The sequence below is a fragment of the Nostoc sp. genome, assembly GCF_036917535.1.
In the GTDB taxonomy this organism is placed as follows: domain Bacteria; phylum Cyanobacteriota; class Cyanobacteriia; order Cyanobacteriales; family Nostocaceae; genus Nostoc.
On record NZ_JBALDA010000094.1, the window covers coordinates 16,974 to 33,551 of the forward strand.

Below are 16,578 nucleotides of genomic sequence, written 5' to 3' on the forward strand. Positions count from 1 at the left end.
ATGATTCCTCATTCCTGATCAAGAGAGGAGGTCGAATGACAATAAGTCCTCCGGAGCGAGAGGAAAAAAAGGCAAGAGTAATCGTCGATAATGATCCAGTTGCAACCTCTTTCGAGAGATGGTCACAACCTGGGCACTTTGACAGATCCTTAGCCAGAGGTCCCAAAACCACCACATGGATTTGGAACCTGCACGCACTCGCCCATGATTTTGATACACATACAAGCGATTTAGAAGACATCTCCCGCAAGATATTCTCAGCCCACTTCGGCCACCTAGCCGTAGTGACAATTTGGTTGAGCGGGATGATTTTCCACGGTGCGAAGTTTTCTAACTACGAAGCTTGGCTAACCGACCCGTTAAACGTTAAGCCGAGTGCTCAGGTCGTTTGGCCTATTGTGGGACAAGACATTTTAAACGGTGATGTTGGCGGTGGTTTCCACGGCATTCAAATCACCTCCGGTTTGTTCCAAGTATGGCGTGGGTGGGGGATTACAAACTCCTTCCAGCTTTACTGCACTGCGATCGGTGGATTGGTATTAGCAGGCTTGTTCCTATTTGCCGGCTGGTTCCACTACCACAAACGCGCTCCCAAACTGGAATGGTTCCAGAATGTGGAGTCGATGCTGAATCACCACTTGCAAGTCTTGCTAGGTTGTGGTTCCTTGGGATGGGCAGGTCACTTAATCCACGTGTCCGCACCGACCAACAAGCTTTTGGATGCAGGCGTTGCTCTCAAAGATATACCCTTGCCCCACGAGTTCATCTTGAACAAAGACTTGTTGACCGAGTTGTACCCTGGCTTTGCTGCTGGTTTAGCACCTTTCTTCACCTTGAACTGGGGTCAGTATGCTGACTTCCTCACCTTCAAGGGCGGTCTGAACCCAGTAACAGGCGGCTTGTGGTTAACTGATATTTCTCATCACCACTTAGCGATCGCAGTTCTCTTTATCGTTGCTGGTCATCAATACCGTACCAACTGGGGTATTGGTCACAGCATTAAAGAGATCCTGGAAAACCACAAAGGACCTTTCACCGGTGAAGGTCACAAAGGTCTCTACGAAAATCTGACCACATCCTGGCACGCTCAATTGGCTACTAACCTAGCCTTCTTGGGTTCGCTGACCATCATCATCGCGCATCACATGTACGCGATGCCCCCATATCCATATTTGGCAACTGACTACGCTACGCAGTTGTGCATATTCACTCACCATGTTTGGATCGGTGGCTTCTTGATCGTTGGTGGAGCGGCTCACGCTGCTATCTTCATGGTGCGGGATTACGATCCAGTTGTGAACCAAAATAACTTGCTGGATCGGGTGATTCGTCACCGGGATGCAATTATTTCTCACCTGAACTGGGTGTGTATTTTCCTCGGCTTCCATAGCTTTGGACTTTACATCCACAACGACACAATGCGTGCATTGGGTCGTCCTCAAGACTTGTTCTCTGATACAGGGATTCAATTGCAGCCAGTATTTGCCCAGTGGATACAAAATATCCACACCTTGGCTCCTGGTACAACTGCACCCAATGCCATAGAACCAGTTAGCTACGTATTTGGCGGCGGTGTTTTGGCTGTTGGCGGTAAAGTGGCAGCTGCACCCATTGTTTTGGGCACAGCGGACTTCCTAATTCACCACATTCACGCTTTCACCATTCACGTCACCGTCCTAATTCTGCTCAAAGGTGTGCTATACGCCCGTAGCTCTCGTCTGATTCCAGACAAGGCAAACTTGGGCTTCCGCTTCCCCTGCGACGGTCCTGGTCGTGGCGGTACCTGTCAAGTGTCTGGTTGGGATCACGTATTCCTCGGACTCTTCTGGATGTACAACTCCCTGTCGATTGTAATTTTCCACTTCAGCTGGAAGATGCAATCAGATGTTTGGGGAACCGTAGATGCAGATGGTGCTGTGACTAACATCACTGGTGGTAACTTTGCCCAAAGTGCACTTACCATCAACGGTTGGTTGCGAGACTTCTTGTGGGCACAAGCTACACAAGTCATCAATTCCTACGGCAGTGCGCTATCTGCCTATGGACTCATGTTCTTAGGCGCTCACTTTGTTTGGGCATTCAGCTTGATGTTCCTGTTCAGTGGTCGCGGCTACTGGCAAGAACTGATTGAGTCCATTGTTTGGGCACATAATAAATTGAAGGTAGCACCAGCAATTCAGCCTCGCGCTCTGAGCATTATTCAGGGTCGGGCCGTAGGGGTAGCTCACTACCTCTTGGGAGGGATTGCTACTACTTGGGCGTTCTTCCATGCACACATCCTTTCAGTAGGGTAGCAATCAGCAAAATTTTGGATGGTAAGGCAGCCCCCGTCTTGGCGGTTTCCGTAGGTGTGGGACTGCTGAACCCGAAGGGATTTGAGATTTTGGATTGAATCCAAAATCTCAAATCCGAAATTGAACTGATACTTGATGGCTAAAGGTCAGAGGATTTATTAAACCTATGGCGACAAAATTTCCCAAATTTAGCCAGGATCTCGCACAGGACCCGACGACTCGTCGGATATGGTATGCGATCGCTACAGGCAACGACTTTGAAACCCATGATGGCATGACGGAAGAAAATCTTTACCAAAAGATTTTCGCAACTCACTTCGGTCACTTGGCAATCATCTTCCTGTGGGCATCCAGCCTCCTGTTCCACGTAGCCTGGCAAGGTAACTTTGAACAGTGGATTAAAGATCCCCTTCACATCCGTCCCATCGCCCATGCTATTTGGGACCCCCACTTCGGTAAACCAGCGATCGAAGCTTTTACCCAAGCTGGCGCTAGTAATCCGGTAAACATTACCTACTCTGGTCTCTACCATTGGTGGTATACCATCGGAATGCGGACGAACGGCGAACTGTATAACGGTTCAGTGTTTTTGCTGTTATTCGCAGCTGTACTGTTATTCGCTGGTTGGCTACACTTGCAACCCAAGTTCCGTCCAAGCTTGGCATGGTTTAAGAGCGCTGAACATCGCCTAAACCACCACTTAGCAGGTTTGTTTGGTGTTAGTTCTTTGGCTTGGGCTGGTCACTTAATTCACGTTGCTGTCCCCGAATCTCGCGGTCAGCACGTAGGTTGGGATAACTTCCTGTCCACACCACCACACCCAGCAGGTTTGACACCATTCTTTACAGGTAACTGGGGTGTTTACTCTCAAAACCCTGACACACCTGGACATATCTTTGGGACATCGCAAGGTGCAGGAACTGCAATTCTGAGTTTCTTGGGTGGTTTCCATCCCCAGACAGAAGCTTTGTGGTTGACTGACATAGCTCATCACCACCTAGCGATCGCAGTTCTATTCATCGTCGCTGGTCACATGTACCGGACAAACTTTGGGATTGGTCACAGTCTCAAAGAAGCCTTGAATGCCAAGAATTTCTTCGGTATTCCCGTTGAAGGTCCGTTCAACCTACCTCACCAAGGTATCTACGACACCTACAACAACTCCCTACACTTCCAATTGGGATGGCACTTAGCAGCATTAGGTGTTGTCACTTCCTGGGTAGCACAGCACATGTACTCCATGCCTTCCTACGCATTTATTGCGAAGGACTACACTACTCAGGCAGCGTTGTACACGCATCACCAGTATATTGCTGGATTCCTGATGCTTGGTGCTTTTGCTCACGGAGCAATATTCTGGGTGCGTGATTACGATCCAGAGCAAAATAAAGGCAACGTTCTTGACCGCGTATTGAAGCACAAAGAAGCGATTATTTCCCACCTTAGTTGGGTATCCCTTTTCTTGGGCTTCCACACTCTTGGTCTATACGTACACAACGACGTAGTAGTTGCTTTTGGAACTCCTGAAAAGCAAATCTTGATTGAGCCAGTGTTTGCTCAGTTCGTCCAAGCTGCTAACGGTAAAGTACTGTACGGTTTAGATACCTTACTATCTAACCCAGATAGTGTTGCTTACACAGCATGGCCCAATTACGCTAACGTTTGGTTGCCAGGCTGGTTAGATGCTATCAATGCAGGTACTAACTCCCTGTTCTTAACAATTGGCCCTGGCGACTTCTTGGTACACCATGCGATCGCCTTAGGTCTGCACACTACCACCTTGATCTTGGTCAAAGGTGCTTTAGATGCCCGTGGTTCTAAGCTGATGCCCGATAAAAAGGACTTCGGCTATTCCTTCCCTTGCGACGGTCCTGGTCGTGGTGGTACTTGCGACATCTCTGCTTGGGATGCCTTCTACCTAGCTGCTTTCTGGATGCTCAATACCATTGGTTGGTTAACCTTCTACTGGCACTGGAAGCATCTCGGTATTTGGCAAGGCAACGTAGCTCAGTTCAATGAGAACTCTACATACCTCATGGGCTGGTTCCGCGATTACCTGTGGGCAAACTCCGCTCAGTTGATTAACGGTTACAACCCCTATGGCGTGAATAACCTGTCTGTCTGGGCTTGGATGTTCCTGTTTGGACACCTAGTTTGGGCTACTGGCTTCATGTTCTTAATATCTTGGAGAGGTTACTGGCAAGAGTTGATTGAAACCCTTGTTTGGGCACACGAACGCACTCCTCTAGCTAACCTAGTTCGCTGGAAAGACAAGCCCGTGGCTCTGTCTATTGTTCAAGCTCGTGTAGTTGGTCTAGCTCACTTCACTGTTGGCTATATCGTGACTTACGCTGCATTCTTGATTGCTTCTACTGCTGGTAAGTTCGGTTAATTCGGCTGCTAGTTTTGTAGGTAAGTAATAAAAATCCCCTGCCGCAAGGTGGGGGATTTTTTGTGAAATTAGTTAAGTTTAAAATTACAGTAATAGAAGTTGAAGATACTATAAAAATAAATTGAAATAAAATGCAATTCCAACAAAAACCTATTCTCAAAGAAAATTGGTGGCTGATGTGGTGTAGTTTTCCTAAATTAAATTGGGCAAGGTTAAGAGTTTATAATGATTTTCTGCTGAAATATTAGATTGTGATGGTTCTAAGTATACGTTTTTTAATGAAGAAGAGGCACGTTACTACTTAATGGAGGATGAATTCACACAATTTGAATCACTTGATGAAGAAGATGAACAACAACTCGGTATGCCGTTGTGTCTAATACAAATACCAAGAGGAAAAAACGAAAAGGAATTAATAGAAAAAATGTATGTAAAACAAACCGAAATAAAAAATGAACACTAAACTTGTTGAATCACTGTTGCAAGCTATCCTGTCTCTCTCTGATGAGGAGCGATCGCTTTTGGAAGAAAAACTATTTTTTAATTCATCAGAGGCTTCAACTCATGATTTAATGCTACTTGCCCAGACTGGAGAAGCCTTTAAATTTCTTGAAAATGAACCAGATATATACTCACTTGACGACGGAGAACCTATCTAACTAATGTCTCTCCAAAAAGGTGATATCGTCTTGGTTCCATTTCCATTTACAGACTTGAGTGGAACAAAGCTACGCCCTGGTTTAGTTTTATGGATAGACACTATAGGCAATGATGTCACTTTAAGCTAATGAAAACCGTAAAGTTTTTAAAACCTCTGTACTGATTTGTCACCAAACATTTCAGGAGGATATTATTATGTAAAGGGATACAAACTTAATATACTCCTCTGCATTACTTTGCGCTTCCCCCTGTATTCTTCTGCGTTAAAAAAATAACTTTTAAAATAAAATATCCAGACAATATTAAAACAAGTTATAACTAAAAAAAACGAGATAATTTTATCACTCTTGCAACAATAACCAATAACGCCACAAAAAGAAATAATTTTTAATCCCTTTTATACCCAGCAGAACGGTGCAGCATATTTAGATGATAGCATTAAACTTATTAAATTCATTATCTCACCTCTATAATACGTCCTAATGGACATGATATTTCTGATAAATTTCAAAAGGATAACCAAAGTGCAATTCCGCCAAATTTACTAGAAACTGCTAATACTGAATCTAATAGCGCTTGTTTACAACGCTGCAAAGCAGCAAAAATTAGACCCCATTCAGCACGTTTTCCTCAAGGGTTCGCTGAGTTTTTCATCAAATTCTTAATGATGAAGGTGATATGGTATTAGATCCATTTGCAGGTTCTAATACAATCAGCTTTGTTGCTGAAACTCTGCAACGCCGATGGATATCTTTTGAAATTAATGAAAGTTATGTAATTGGAAATCGTTATCGATTTAGCCAATAACTAAATTAAGTAAAGAGTCAGGAGTGAAAAGTTACAATTTATAACTCATAACTCTTAACTCATAACTACTCAATTAAATTTCTCCATTTACCTGCATTTGATGAACTTGATCGGCTAGTTCTTGACGACCTTGATCATCTAGTTTATCAATAGCTAACATCCCCATGAGAATAACTTCTTTTAGGGTTAAACGTGTGGAATGTGCCTGTTTTTGCACAATCTCCTTAATAATGGGACTGACACCAATCGCTGTACTAGCTCTTGCCACAGAAGAAAAGGAAAACACTAATGATTCAGCCTAAATCTTAGCACTTTCAATGAGGTTATTCTCTAGAGTTAAAACTTAATTTAAATGTGTTTCAACTCATACTTCAATTAGTAAACATAAAATTTAAATTACGTATAGTGAGTTCTCAAATTCTCAGTATGGCAAACGTCATACTTGCTCATTGAGTACACATCATCGTATGATATCAATATTCTCAACAGTTATAATTTTGCCTATTTCTCCAAAATTTCTACCAAGTCCTCAATCGTCATATTAAAGGCACGAGCTAATTTGTATATAGCAGGAAAGTGAACTGTTGTCATTTTGCGACGACGCGCATAACTTATAACTGTGCTGGAAATTATTCCAGAACGGCCAAAAACTTCTTTTAGGTTCTCGAATCTTTAATCTGAACTAGTCACATCTTTAATAACTGGTGCATTTGCACTGCTTAATTTAACATGACAAAGTGAAAAATGTAGAAGTGTACTCCTGCAAAAAAGCAAACTATGCGTAGCCTCTCGCAAAGAAACTGCTTGTCGTCAGATATAGCCTTTTGGCCTAGCAAACTCTCAGGCGATCGCGACAATTGACTGAAATCTAAAAACCTAAAATCTGATGTTTATTTCACATGTTAGCAACATCAAAAGCAAAAACCTCTGTCCTGAGATACTCAAGAATCACTCACTAATCGCCAAGTTTGCAAACACTAGTACAGCACGGCGTAAATAAACCACCCATTCCAAATCAACGAAACGCTTACGTTGTATTCATTTTGAATTTTGAATTTTGAATTTTGAATTCCGCTTTGCGGTACTAGTAATATTTGTGATAACTGAGTAGAAAAAGTGGTCGGCTGATGAAAACAGTGCTTTCGGTAGAAGTATTCGCACAAATAAGACTTGTATACCACCGGGAAAACCGTACTTTAAAGAGATCGTAAATTGTCAAATATAATCTTATGAACACGCTTTACAGAACTATACAGCGTAAATAAGAATAATACTTAACCGAAGTAAAATTTTCCTGAATACAGGCAACTAATGCCGTGATATGGAAAAGCAGTGAGTAGAGGAGAGAGAAAGCGATGAGGGACCCTTATCTGTTGGCAGCAGGCTTGTTAACAGGATTAGCAATACCAGCATCGGCTCTTCCACATCTGTCAATTGTCCTCCCAGAAAGTTCTAGATTCCTGTGGGATTTAAAACAGGGTTCGCAGACAATAGCCAGTACAAAAATTATCAATAGCGTCAATCTCTCCTTACCAGAACTCAGCGGTCAAGCGTTCCAACCCCTAAAAAGTTCGCAGCCAATAGTAGGTGAGAAAAACGTCCCTAGCGTACCAGAATTCAGCAGTCAGGCATTACCAGTATCAACAGAGTCATCACTCAACCCCAGCGCCCAAGCAACAAGCCTCTTATTGACATCTGGGAATCAACTTTACTACCAAAGATTGGCAGCTCTGAAAACAGGTCAGATTTATACACGCGTAGATAGTGATAATTTGCAATCATTGTGGGAGTCGATCAAGAAACGTCAACTAACTTATGACGACTGGAAAAGTTTATTAGCTTTAGAAGCTAGAGCGATCGCTCAAGGTCAAGGAGGCAATCATCTAAGTATTTTAGTTGGTGATTCTTTGAGTATGTGGTTTCCCAGAGAAAAACTGCCTGCTGGTAAGTTGTGGCTGAACCAAGGCATATCTGGAGATACTTCTAGTGGCGTTTTAAAAAGATTGGGAGCATTTTCACAAACGCGGCCAGATGTAATTTACATTATGGCTGGGATTAACGACTTACGAAAAGGCGCTAGTGATGAAACAATTTTGCGTAATTATCGCCGAATTGTCCGTCATTTACGGCAGGCTCACCCTCAAGCTCAAATCATTGTCCAATCAATTTTGCCTACTCGTCTACCAAAAATTTCCAATAGCCGCATTCGTCACATCAACATCCAACTGACCGTGATTGCCAAACAAGAAGGCGCTAATTATCTGAATATTTATAGCTGGTTTACGGATATGGAAGGCAATTTGCGTCCAGAGTTGACCACAGATGGGTTGCACCTGTCTCAAGAAGGATATGATGTGTGGCGAACGGCACTACAGCAGATAGAATACAAGCTCACTCAGCTTAAGAATTGAGCGATCGCTTTGCCGACACTTGGAGCGATCGCATTACCATAAGTTATGGAATTACGTAGACAGGCTGCCAAATAGTGCCTGTAAATATAAATATTTGTAATTTCAACAGTAAATTTGCGTAAGTTCCTCAGAGGGAAATGAAATTAAACGTGTGCAGATCGCTCACAGAAATCAGCGATTGCACTTTGTGTAAAACAAAGGAGAATATCATGGAAAACCCTCTGGAAGGGCAAGACATTCAAGGTGAGGAATTGATGGATCTGACCCTAGAAGAACTACAAGAGTTGAAAGGAGGATTACCTTTAGATCCACCAGGCTCTTTTCCTCTTGGGATTGTCATCCCGGAAACACCAGGATTACCTTTAGATCCACCAGGCTCTTTTCCTCTTGGGATTGTCATCCCGGAAACACCAGGATTACCTTTAGATCCACCAGGCTCTTTTCCTCTTGGGATTGTCATCCCGGAAACAACAGAATTACCTTTAGATCCACCAGGCTCTTTTCCTCTTGGGATTGTCATCCCGGAAACAACAGGATTACCTTTAGATCCACCAGGCTTTTTTCCTCTTGGGATTCCTTCCCCCATCCCAAAATTTGATATAGAACAAACCTGAGATTTGACACGCTTGTTTTTGTCATTAGGCAATAAACTGAGCGGGTAAAATCCTGTATGGTTTTAGTGGAAGTAATTTTGACTATGCTGTACATCTGAGTAAAGGTTCTAGGTTTTCCCTAATAGTTAAGCAGACGCTTATCTTGGGGTGTTTTGGCAAAACTTAGACTACCTCTGTTTTTGCCAAAGGTATTGCTTTAAGGGACTTGTAGTTAAAAAAACATCCCATCTCCGGGGTGCAAAGCCTTGCGCCCCTACAAATGTACAAATATTTTTGGATAATTTATTTTTTGTCAGTCTCTAACCCTTTCCTTAACCATTGCAAACGAGACTTTTGCAAAGCTTTTATAGAATTTTAGATCACAAAAAGTAATTGGAGTTAGTAAGCTATGGCACCTACTGGAAAGTTTAACCGCATCTTACAAATCCACCCGTCCAGACGGTGCAATCTGCGCTGTCTCCATTGTTACTCTTCTTCTGGCCCGGAGGAGCGTGACCAACTCAGTGTCCCGCTCCTTTTACAAGCAATTACCGATGCAAGTGAACAAGGATATACCATTGCTAGCTTTTCAGGAGGAGAACCCCTTGTCTACAAACCTCTGCCCGAACTGCTAAAACAGGCTCATCAATGCCAAATGCGGACAACAGTTACTTCCAACGGTATACTCTTGGACGAGCGACACTTAGAGCAGCTGACTGGAGCGGTTGATGTACTCGCCATTAGTCTTGATGGAATGCCAACCTCCCATAACCGTATGCGTTCTTCAGAGCAAGCTTTTGAAAAAATGGCGGCTCGACTGGAAGGGGTTCGCCAATCTGGTATCCCATTCGGGTTTATTTTTACACTTACAAAACAAAATTTTCGAGAGTTAGACTGGGTTGCAAATTTTGCCTTAGAGCAAGGGGCGAAATTATTGCAGATTCATCCACTTGCGGAAGTCGGACATGCTACCCAAAGCCTCGTCGGGTATAGACCCAATACGAGCATCTTATCCTATACTTACCTAAAAGCCACGCGTCTGCGAGAAGCGCTTGGTGACAAGCTATTTGTTCAGATTGATTTAACTCACCAAGATTTGCTGCGTTCAAATCCCGATAGCTTTTTTGCAGACGAATCGCTATTAAATGAGCAAGACTACAGCTTTGCTGACCTCATATCACCCCTAATTATTGAAGCAGATGGGACAGTTGTGCCAATGCAACATGGTTTTGACCGCAATTATGCTCTAGGAAATCTTAATCAGGCATCTCTGAGTGAACTCACTAACCATTGGCGTCAAGAGCGCTACTTTGCTTTTCGAGAACTCTGCCAACAGGTTTATCAAGAGCTAACAGCACCTGCCGATCTGCCGATTACGGATTGGTATGAGACACTGATGCAGTTAGCCAAGACAAGTAAGGCAGGTGAAAAAAGCACAACTGTGTCTACTGTCCAGGAAAATGCTATAGTTTAACACCCAAGGCTTCCCTATTTTAAACCTGATTTAATTAAAACCTGATTTAACTTCCCACTGCGATAACCTTCCAAATCTAAGGTTACGTAGATAAATCCAAAATCTTGAAATGCGGAAACTAATCTTTGTAAATCGGTAGTCAACACAAATTCTTTAATTTGTTCTGGTGGTAATTCAATGCGTGCTGTATCACCTTCTGAACGCACGCGCAAATTCTGCCAACCTAGCTTTCTTAAGAAAATTTCTCCTCTACCAACTCGTTGCAACTTAGCGACAGTAATCTCTTCACCGTAAGGAAACCGGGAACTCAGACAAGGTTGAGCAGGTTTATCCCACCAAGGTAAACTGAGTTGTTGCGAAAGTTGCCGAACTTCAACTTTGGTGACACCAATTTCTGCTAAAGGCGATCGCGCCCCTCTTTCCTTAGCTGCCTGAATTCCTGGGCGATAATCATGCAAATCATCAGCATTCACCCCATCCACTACATAAGGATAACCCAGTTCTAAAGCTAAAGGTTTGAGAGTGTCGTGCAACTCACTTTTGCAAAAATAACAGCGATTAACAGGGTTAGAGGTGTAATTGGGATTTTCCATCTCGTGAGTCTGGACGATTTTATGAGGAATCCCAATAGTTGCAGCTTGAATTTTGGCATCTTCTAATTCTTCTGGCAACAACGAAGGAGAAACAGCCGTGACAGCCAAAGCGCGATCACCCAACACATTATAAGCAATTTTGGCAACCAAAGTGCTATCAACGCCTCCAGAGTAGGCAATCAACGCCTGCTCCATTTCTCTAAATAAGGCCCTTAATTGCTCAAATTTTTCTGTTAGCATCATTTCCCAATCCTGCCAAAACCCTATAGCACCCAATCATTATATTGTAGTCATTAGTTATGGGGCATTGGGCATGGTTTCTTCTTGTCTCCCTCACTCCCCATCAACCAAGGTTGGTGCTTGACTGTACTTGGCCACCAGACTGGCTAAAAGCGGTAAATCGATCGGTTTAGAAATATAGTCATTTACTCCAGCTGCTAGACAGGTTTCGCGATCGCCTTTCATTGCCATTGCTGTTTGAACAATTACCGGAATCGCCCGATATTGCCCATGTTCTCGTAATTGTTGCACCAAGTTCAGACCATTTTCATCTGCCAGAAAAACATCCATTAAAATTACCGCTGGATCTAAGTGTGTTAGAGCTTCCCACATCTCGGCAGCATTCTTAACCCAAGTCACTTGATATCCCAATTTACGTAGATAAATTTGCATCAAGTCAGCATTGGGTAAATCATTTTCTACCAGCAAAATATCTACAGAGGAACTAGGAGTCAAAGGCAGAGGATATGAGGAAAATTTTGCTTCTCCTGCTTCTTCTGCTCCCCCTGCTTCCCCTGCTCCCTCTGCTCCCGCCTCTTGCTTAAGGGGAAGTATGAGGGTAAAACGGGAGCCGCGATCTACTTCAGATTCCACTTTCACAGAACCACCGTGAATTTGGGCGAGTTTTTGAGTCAGTGCTAAACCCAAACCAGTACCTTCAACACCATCAGCCTTAGCAATTTGAAAATAGCGTTGAAACAGTTGAACTTGGTCTTCTTGAGAAATGCCAGTGCCAGTATCCCAAACTGTAAAATGCACAAATACACCTTCAAGAACAACCTCTAAGCCAACACTTCCTTCCTTGGTGAACTTTAGGGCATTCAAGAGTAAATTTAACAGCATCTGCTTGAGTCGCAATTCATCAGCTACTAGGGTTGTGATATCGGAGTCAATTTCTAGACGTAGCTTTAAACCCTTATTAGCAGCTTTCTCTTTCACCAGTGCGAAAACACTGTCACATACGAATTGCACATCTAGTGTTTTCCAATTCACTTCTAACTGATTTGCTTCAATTTTAGAAAGATCCAAAATATCATTAATCAGAGTTAGCAAGTGCTTGGCACTAGACTGAATGATATTTAAATAGTTTCGCAGGCTTTCTATAGTTGCTTCAAACCCTGGGGTTAAAAGCATGGAAACCGGCATAGTAATACAACTAAGCAGTGTGCGAATTTCATGGCTGGTGTTTGCCAGAAACTGATTTTTCAGTTGATTGGTGCGCTCCAATTCTTGATTAGAGTTACTTAACTGTTGACATTGTTGCTGCAAAGATAGGATATGTCTAAGTTGTAATAAGGCTTTAGTACAGTACCTAGCAGACCTTGCCATCAATTGCGATCTGAGTTGAGCTTGTGATTCTATGAGCGACTCATGATCGGAGCTTAGGGACGCTGTGGCGATAATTAGCCAGCCCATAACGCTGCCAGAATCATCAGCTAACCGCCAAGCGCTTGGTAGTTGTTGATTCTCAAGCTGTTGCAAATCTTCAAGTTTTATGACTTCTTGCAACCTCAATAGCAGCTTTTTTTCTGCTCTCAGCACTTCTAGAAATAAAGGTGGTGAATTTGGGGATAGAGAACGAGAAATATAACAAACTGTGGCAACAGTTTCTTGTGGTTGACACATAGCGATGCCTACGGCACATTCTGTAAGTGCCAGATTGCTACTACTGTGAACAGCACTGTTAATCTCGTTAACCACGGTTTGGAAAATCTCCGCTTGTGCGGCTTCTGTCTGTGGGACAGTGTTACAAGCAGAAAGCAAGCAATCATTAAGACGACTTTGCAACTGGTTTAAGCTGCTCTCCAGCCACAGTTGCGCGCGAAGTTGCTCTATTGTTATCAAAAGTTTTGGCGTTGCATCTATCAGTGAGTTCTGGTCTGGTAAGCTTGAATACTGCTGCATGGTCAACTAGACCGCTGAACAAGTTTAGCTACGCATAAAAATCCCAACAGGATTTTATGTATATTAGCGGACAATTCTTTTTTATTTATAAACGATAACTTATGTTGTTATAAACCATAACTTATGATATCGAGTTTAGCAGCTAGTCTAAAAAAAAATTATTGTATGAACCACTAACCTAAAATTTTTTAAACGTAACTTAAGACTTATGGATGCACAATTTGCCCAACTAATCGTGAATGGGATTGCAGTGGGGAGCATTATTGCTCTAGCCGCAGTCGGACTGACTCTTACTTATGGAATTTTACGGCTATCTAACTTTGCTCATGGTGACTTTCTAACTTTAGGAGCCTATCTGACTTGGCTAATAAACACTGTTGGAGTCAATATTTGGCTGTCGATGATCCTAGCGGCGGCGGGAACAGTAGCAGCAATGCTGTTATCGGAAAAGTTACTGTGGTCAAAAATGCGCTCTATCCGTGCTACTTCCACTACGCTGATTATTATTTCTATCGGACTTGCCTTATTTCTTCGCAATGGGATTATCTTTATCTGGGGCGGCAAGAACCAAAATTATAATTTACCTGTTACTCCGGCTTTAGATATTTTAGGTTTAAAGATACCGCAAAATCAATTATTGGTATTAGGATTGGCGGTGCTAGCAATTTTAGCGCTGCATTACCTGTTGCAAAATACCAAAATTGGTAAGGCGATGCGAGCAGTTGCGGACGATCTGGACTTAGCCAGGGTTTCAGGCATCAATGTTGACCGAGTAATTTTCTGGACTTGGCTAATAGCTGGTGCTCTTACATCATTGGGCGGCAGTATGTATGGATTAATTACAGCCGTGCGCCCGAATATGGGATGGTTCTTAATATTACCATTGTTTGCCTCAGTAATTCTTGGTGGGATTGGCAATCCCTACGGTGCGATCGCAGCAGCTTTTATCATTGGCATCGTCCAGGAAATCAGCACTCCTTGGCTGGGTTCACAGTATAAACAAGGTGTCGCACTGTTGATCATGATTTTGGTGCTGCTCATTCGTCCCAAAGGTCTATTCAAAGGAACGATTTGAGCAGCAACACTCCACTTCTAATTATTCAATAATGTGGAAATAGTAGGCTGCTACCAGTAAATTGATTGCTAATAAGAACAGTGCCCAGCCTGTGCGATAGGCGTAGGGAGGTTTAGCTCCGCTGTCGGCAACTGGCGGATTCTTAGCTTTAGCAGTCATAATGTGATTCTCCTTATGTCATGACTTTTTAAGAAATACCAAACTGGCGTACCAAATACTCAAATTCTTTAAGAATATTTGTGTGAAGTTGAAAATTGGGCATTGGGCATAGGGCATTGGGGAGATATTCTCCCTTGTCCCCCTCATCTCCCTCATTCCCCCACTCTCTCCTCTCCAGCATGATAGGAACTGCGAACCAGAGGCCCAGAACGAACATGGTTGAATCCCATTTTCCATGCTAATCTGCCGAGTTGATCGAATTCCTCTAGAGTCCAATATTTTTGGACTGGCAAATGTTCTAGAGAAGGACGCATATACTGCCCGATAGTCAAGCGATCGCATTCCACAGTCCTTAAATCAGCCATTGCTTCAATGATTTCATCAACTGTTTCTCCGTGTCCCAGCATCAAACCTGATTTGGTGGGAATTGTCGAATCGATTTCTTTAACCATAGCCAGCACCAAGAGCGAGCGATTGTACTTGGCTCCCCGGCGCACTGGGCCAGTTAAGCGTTGCACTGTCTCGATATTGTGATTGAAACAAGCTGGTTTGGCTTTGACAATCATCGCTATTCGCTGGCGTTGACCTTCTTCCCCAACACCAGCACCACCCCAAAAATCTGGGGTCAGCACTTCTATTTGAGTCTCTGGGTTCAATTGGCGGATAGTCGCGATCGTCTTTACAAAGTGCCCTGCCCCCTGATCGGGCAAGTCATCACGGGCTACAGAAGTCAGCACCACATAACGCAATCCCAAAAGCTGCACCGCCTGGGCAACCTTTTCAGGTTCCTCTAAATCAAGAGGCATTGGTGCATGACCTTTATCTACTTGACAGAAAGCACAAGAGCGTGTGCAGGTAGGCCCCATTAGCAAAAAAGTTGCAGTTTTTTGGGCATAGCACTCTCCCCGGTTAGGGCAGCGTCCTTCTTCGCAAATCGTGTGAATTTGGCGCTGCTTAATAATGCGTTGTACGGTAGAGATTTCACTGGCTTTACCAATTGGGCGACGTAACCAGCTAGGCATTGCCATTATTTCAGACTTTAGTTCGGCTTGTTGTGACGAAATCATAGACATCCAAGCAAGATGCGGATATAGATGTAGTGGTCTGTTGATTAAATATCACCATGACACAAATTGAAAAGAGTGCGAGCAAAAGTTTTGCAAAACACTTCTAACAATGTCATTTATACCGAAATATACTATCCCCCAATTGCTAGAAATTATGTATATAGTGGGAGGATTCTCAAGGACAATCGGCAAAGCCGCTATTTACACTTATAGTTTCTGTTAGAGCAAACAGTCGTGGCAAGCAACAAGATTTTAGTTATCGATGACACTACAGTTGTCAGGGTAAAAGTACGAGAAATGTTGCCTCCGGGCAATTTTGAGGTACTGGAAGCAAAAGACGGTGTGGAAGGACTAAATTTCATCCTTCAGGAAAAACTCAGCCTGATTATGCTGGATTTCCTGTTACCTAAAATGAGTGGCTGGGAAGTTTTTCAGCAAGTTCAAGCTCACCCAGAACTAAGGAAAATTCCTTTAGTGATTATGTCTGGTCGCAAGGAAGAAGTAACTGAGAAAATCACAGAACCATTTGAATATTTTGAATTTTTGGGCAAGCCTTTTGATCAGAAACAACTAATTGGCGCGATTAAGTTAGCTATGGCTAAGGCGAAACAGCCACGCCCAGAACTAGTTTCAGTAGGAGCAACGGTTGCTGTCAAAAATGGTACATCAACAACCTCTAATGTCACCAATGGTACGGTAGTAGCCCCTAGCGTCGCAATCCCCAGTACTGGAGGAGTCTCCGAGGCAGAAATTAATGCATTGAATGAAAAAATTGTGAAAATGCAAGCAGAAATTGATGGTTTGAAGAAACAGCTAACTCAGGTTGTGACTTTTATTAAACAAAAAATCAAGTAGTATTTGTGCTCGTT

Annotated in this window: 16 protein-coding genes and 1 pseudogene; 11 read left to right on the forward strand and 6 right to left on the reverse strand. The window is 43.1% G+C overall.

Annotated elements, in window-relative coordinates; all coding sequences use genetic code 11:
• The first annotated feature begins 35 nt into the window (after positions 1–35).
• From psaA to V7K56_RS31385, 6 genes and pseudogenes are all read left to right on the forward strand, one after another.
• Positions 36–2,294 (forward strand): photosystem I core protein PsaA, encoded by a 2,259-nt coding sequence (psaA, locus tag V7K56_RS31360; protein WP_334917101.1) that lies wholly within the window; start codon positions 36–38, stop codon positions 2,292–2,294.
• Between the two features lie 166 nt (positions 2,295–2,460).
• Positions 2,461–4,686 (forward strand): photosystem I core protein PsaB, encoded by a 2,226-nt coding sequence (psaB, locus tag V7K56_RS31365; protein WP_334917103.1) that lies wholly within the window; start codon positions 2,461–2,463, stop codon positions 4,684–4,686.
• 304 nt (positions 4,687–4,990) lie between these two features.
• The gene (locus V7K56_RS31370) at positions 4,991–5,149 is read left to right on the forward strand and encodes a hypothetical protein (protein WP_334917105.1); all 159 of its coding nucleotides are present in this window, start codon (positions 4,991–4,993) and stop codon (positions 5,147–5,149) included.
• The gene (locus V7K56_RS31375) at positions 5,139–5,345 is read left to right on the forward strand and encodes a hypothetical protein (protein WP_334917107.1); all 207 of its coding nucleotides are present in this window, start codon (positions 5,139–5,141) and stop codon (positions 5,343–5,345) included. Before V7K56_RS31370 ends, V7K56_RS31375 begins: the two co-directional genes overlap by 11 nt.
• Positions 5,346–5,348: 3 nt before the next feature.
• The gene (locus tag V7K56_RS31380; RefSeq protein ID WP_334917109.1) at positions 5,349–5,474 is read left to right on the forward strand and encodes a hypothetical protein; all 126 of its coding nucleotides are present in this window, start codon (positions 5,349–5,351) and stop codon (positions 5,472–5,474) included.
• Positions 5,475–5,818: 344 nt separating this feature from the next.
• Positions 5,819–6,153: pseudogene (locus V7K56_RS31385) on the forward strand (DNA methyltransferase); the annotation flags it as partial.
• 73 nt (positions 6,154–6,226) lie between these two features.
• Here the strand turns inward: V7K56_RS31385 and V7K56_RS31390 are convergent.
• Positions 6,227–6,439 (reverse strand): hypothetical protein, encoded by a 213-nt coding sequence (locus V7K56_RS31390; protein WP_190728355.1) that lies wholly within the window; start codon positions 6,437–6,439, stop codon positions 6,227–6,229.
• Positions 6,440–6,654: 215 nt separating this feature from the next.
• The gene (locus tag V7K56_RS31395; RefSeq protein ID WP_334917175.1) at positions 6,655–6,786 is read right to left on the reverse strand and encodes a helix-turn-helix domain-containing protein; all 132 of its coding nucleotides are present in this window, start codon (positions 6,784–6,786) and stop codon (positions 6,655–6,657) included.
• A gap of 722 nt (positions 6,787–7,508) precedes the next feature.
• Here V7K56_RS31395 and V7K56_RS31400 point away from each other — a divergent pair.
• The 3 genes from V7K56_RS31400 to V7K56_RS31410 all read left to right on the forward strand — a co-directional run bounded on the left by V7K56_RS31400 (position 7,509) and on the right by V7K56_RS31410 (position 10,631).
• Complete coding sequence (locus tag V7K56_RS31400; RefSeq protein WP_334917111.1) at positions 7,509–8,564, forward strand: SGNH/GDSL hydrolase family protein; 1,056 nt, start codon at positions 7,509–7,511, stop codon at positions 8,562–8,564.
• A 209-nt stretch (positions 8,565–8,773) separates the two neighbouring features.
• Positions 8,774–9,178 carry a hypothetical protein gene (locus tag V7K56_RS31405; RefSeq protein WP_334917113.1) on the forward strand — a complete coding sequence of 135 codons (405 nt, stop codon included), beginning with the start codon at positions 8,774–8,776 and terminating at the stop codon, positions 9,176–9,178.
• Positions 9,179–9,566: 388 nt separating this feature from the next.
• On the forward strand, positions 9,567–10,631 hold the full coding sequence (locus tag V7K56_RS31410) for a radical SAM protein (protein ID WP_334917115.1): 1,065 nt from the start codon (positions 9,567–9,569) through the stop codon (positions 10,629–10,631).
• A gap of 14 nt (positions 10,632–10,645) precedes the next feature.
• Here V7K56_RS31410 and larE read toward each other — a convergent pair whose 3' ends face one another.
• Positions 10,646–11,467 carry an ATP-dependent sacrificial sulfur transferase LarE gene (gene larE / locus V7K56_RS31415; RefSeq protein ID WP_334917117.1) on the reverse strand — a complete coding sequence of 274 codons (822 nt, stop codon included), beginning with the start codon at positions 11,465–11,467 and terminating at the stop codon, positions 10,646–10,648.
• A 90-nt stretch (positions 11,468–11,557) separates the two neighbouring features.
• Positions 11,558–13,408: a hybrid histidine kinase/response regulator HrmK gene (gene hrmK / locus V7K56_RS31420; RefSeq protein WP_334917119.1), complete on the reverse strand. Its 1,851-nt coding sequence runs from the start codon at positions 13,406–13,408 to the stop codon at positions 11,558–11,560.
• A gap of 208 nt (positions 13,409–13,616) precedes the next feature.
• Here hrmK and V7K56_RS31425 point away from each other — a divergent pair, with 208 nt between their 5' ends.
• Entirely contained in the window at positions 13,617–14,483 is an 867-nt protein-coding gene (locus tag V7K56_RS31425; protein WP_334917121.1) for a branched-chain amino acid ABC transporter permease, read from the forward strand.
• A gap of 21 nt (positions 14,484–14,504) precedes the next feature.
• Here the strand turns inward: V7K56_RS31425 and V7K56_RS31430 are convergent, their stop codons facing one another.
• Both V7K56_RS31430 and lipA read right to left on the reverse strand, forming a co-directional pair.
• Positions 14,505–14,642, reverse strand: a complete 138-nt coding sequence (locus V7K56_RS31430; protein ID WP_334917123.1) for a photosystem I protein PsaX — start codon at positions 14,640–14,642, stop codon at positions 14,505–14,507.
• A gap of 152 nt (positions 14,643–14,794) precedes the next feature.
• Positions 14,795–15,709 carry a lipoyl synthase gene (gene lipA, locus V7K56_RS31435; protein WP_334917125.1) on the reverse strand — a complete coding sequence of 305 codons (915 nt, stop codon included), beginning with the start codon at positions 15,707–15,709 and terminating at the stop codon, positions 14,795–14,797.
• Positions 15,710–15,943: 234 nt separating this feature from the next.
• Between lipA and V7K56_RS31440 the strand changes: the two genes are divergently transcribed.
• Positions 15,944–16,564: a response regulator gene (locus V7K56_RS31440; RefSeq protein WP_334917127.1), complete on the forward strand. Its 621-nt coding sequence runs from the start codon at positions 15,944–15,946 to the stop codon at positions 16,562–16,564.
• Positions 16,565–16,578: the final 14 nt, after the last annotated feature.

Excerpts from the sequence above, each read along its gene's own strand:
- psaA (WP_334917101.1), top strand. The coding sequence starts at position 36 with ATGACAATAAGTCCTCCGGAGCGAGAGGAAAAAAAGGCAAGAGTAATC.
- psaB (WP_334917103.1), top strand. The coding sequence starts at position 2,461 with ATGGCGACAAAATTTCCCAAATTTAGCCAGGATCTCGCACAGGACCCG.
- V7K56_RS31370 (WP_334917105.1), top strand. The coding sequence starts at position 4,991 with ATGGAGGATGAATTCACACAATTTGAATCACTTGATGAAGAAGATGAA.
- V7K56_RS31375 (WP_334917107.1), top strand. The coding sequence starts at position 5,139 with ATGAACACTAAACTTGTTGAATCACTGTTGCAAGCTATCCTGTCTCTC.
- V7K56_RS31380 (WP_334917109.1), top strand. The coding sequence starts at position 5,349 with ATGTCTCTCCAAAAAGGTGATATCGTCTTGGTTCCATTTCCATTTACA.
- V7K56_RS31400 (WP_334917111.1), top strand. The coding sequence starts at position 7,509 with ATGAGGGACCCTTATCTGTTGGCAGCAGGCTTGTTAACAGGATTAGCA.
- V7K56_RS31405 (WP_334917113.1), top strand. The coding sequence starts at position 8,774 with ATGGAAAACCCTCTGGAAGGGCAAGACATTCAAGGTGAGGAATTGATG.
- V7K56_RS31410 (WP_334917115.1), top strand. The coding sequence starts at position 9,567 with ATGGCACCTACTGGAAAGTTTAACCGCATCTTACAAATCCACCCGTCC.
- larE (WP_334917117.1), bottom strand. The coding sequence starts at position 11,467 with ATGATGCTAACAGAAAAATTTGAGCAATTAAGGGCCTTATTTAGAGAA.
- hrmK (WP_334917119.1), bottom strand. The coding sequence starts at position 13,408 with ATGCAGCAGTATTCAAGCTTACCAGACCAGAACTCACTGATAGATGCA.
- V7K56_RS31425 (WP_334917121.1), top strand. The coding sequence starts at position 13,617 with ATGGATGCACAATTTGCCCAACTAATCGTGAATGGGATTGCAGTGGGG.
- V7K56_RS31430 (WP_334917123.1), bottom strand. The coding sequence starts at position 14,642 with ATGACTGCTAAAGCTAAGAATCCGCCAGTTGCCGACAGCGGAGCTAAA.
- lipA (WP_334917125.1), bottom strand. The coding sequence starts at position 15,709 with ATGATTTCGTCACAACAAGCCGAACTAAAGTCTGAAATAATGGCAATG.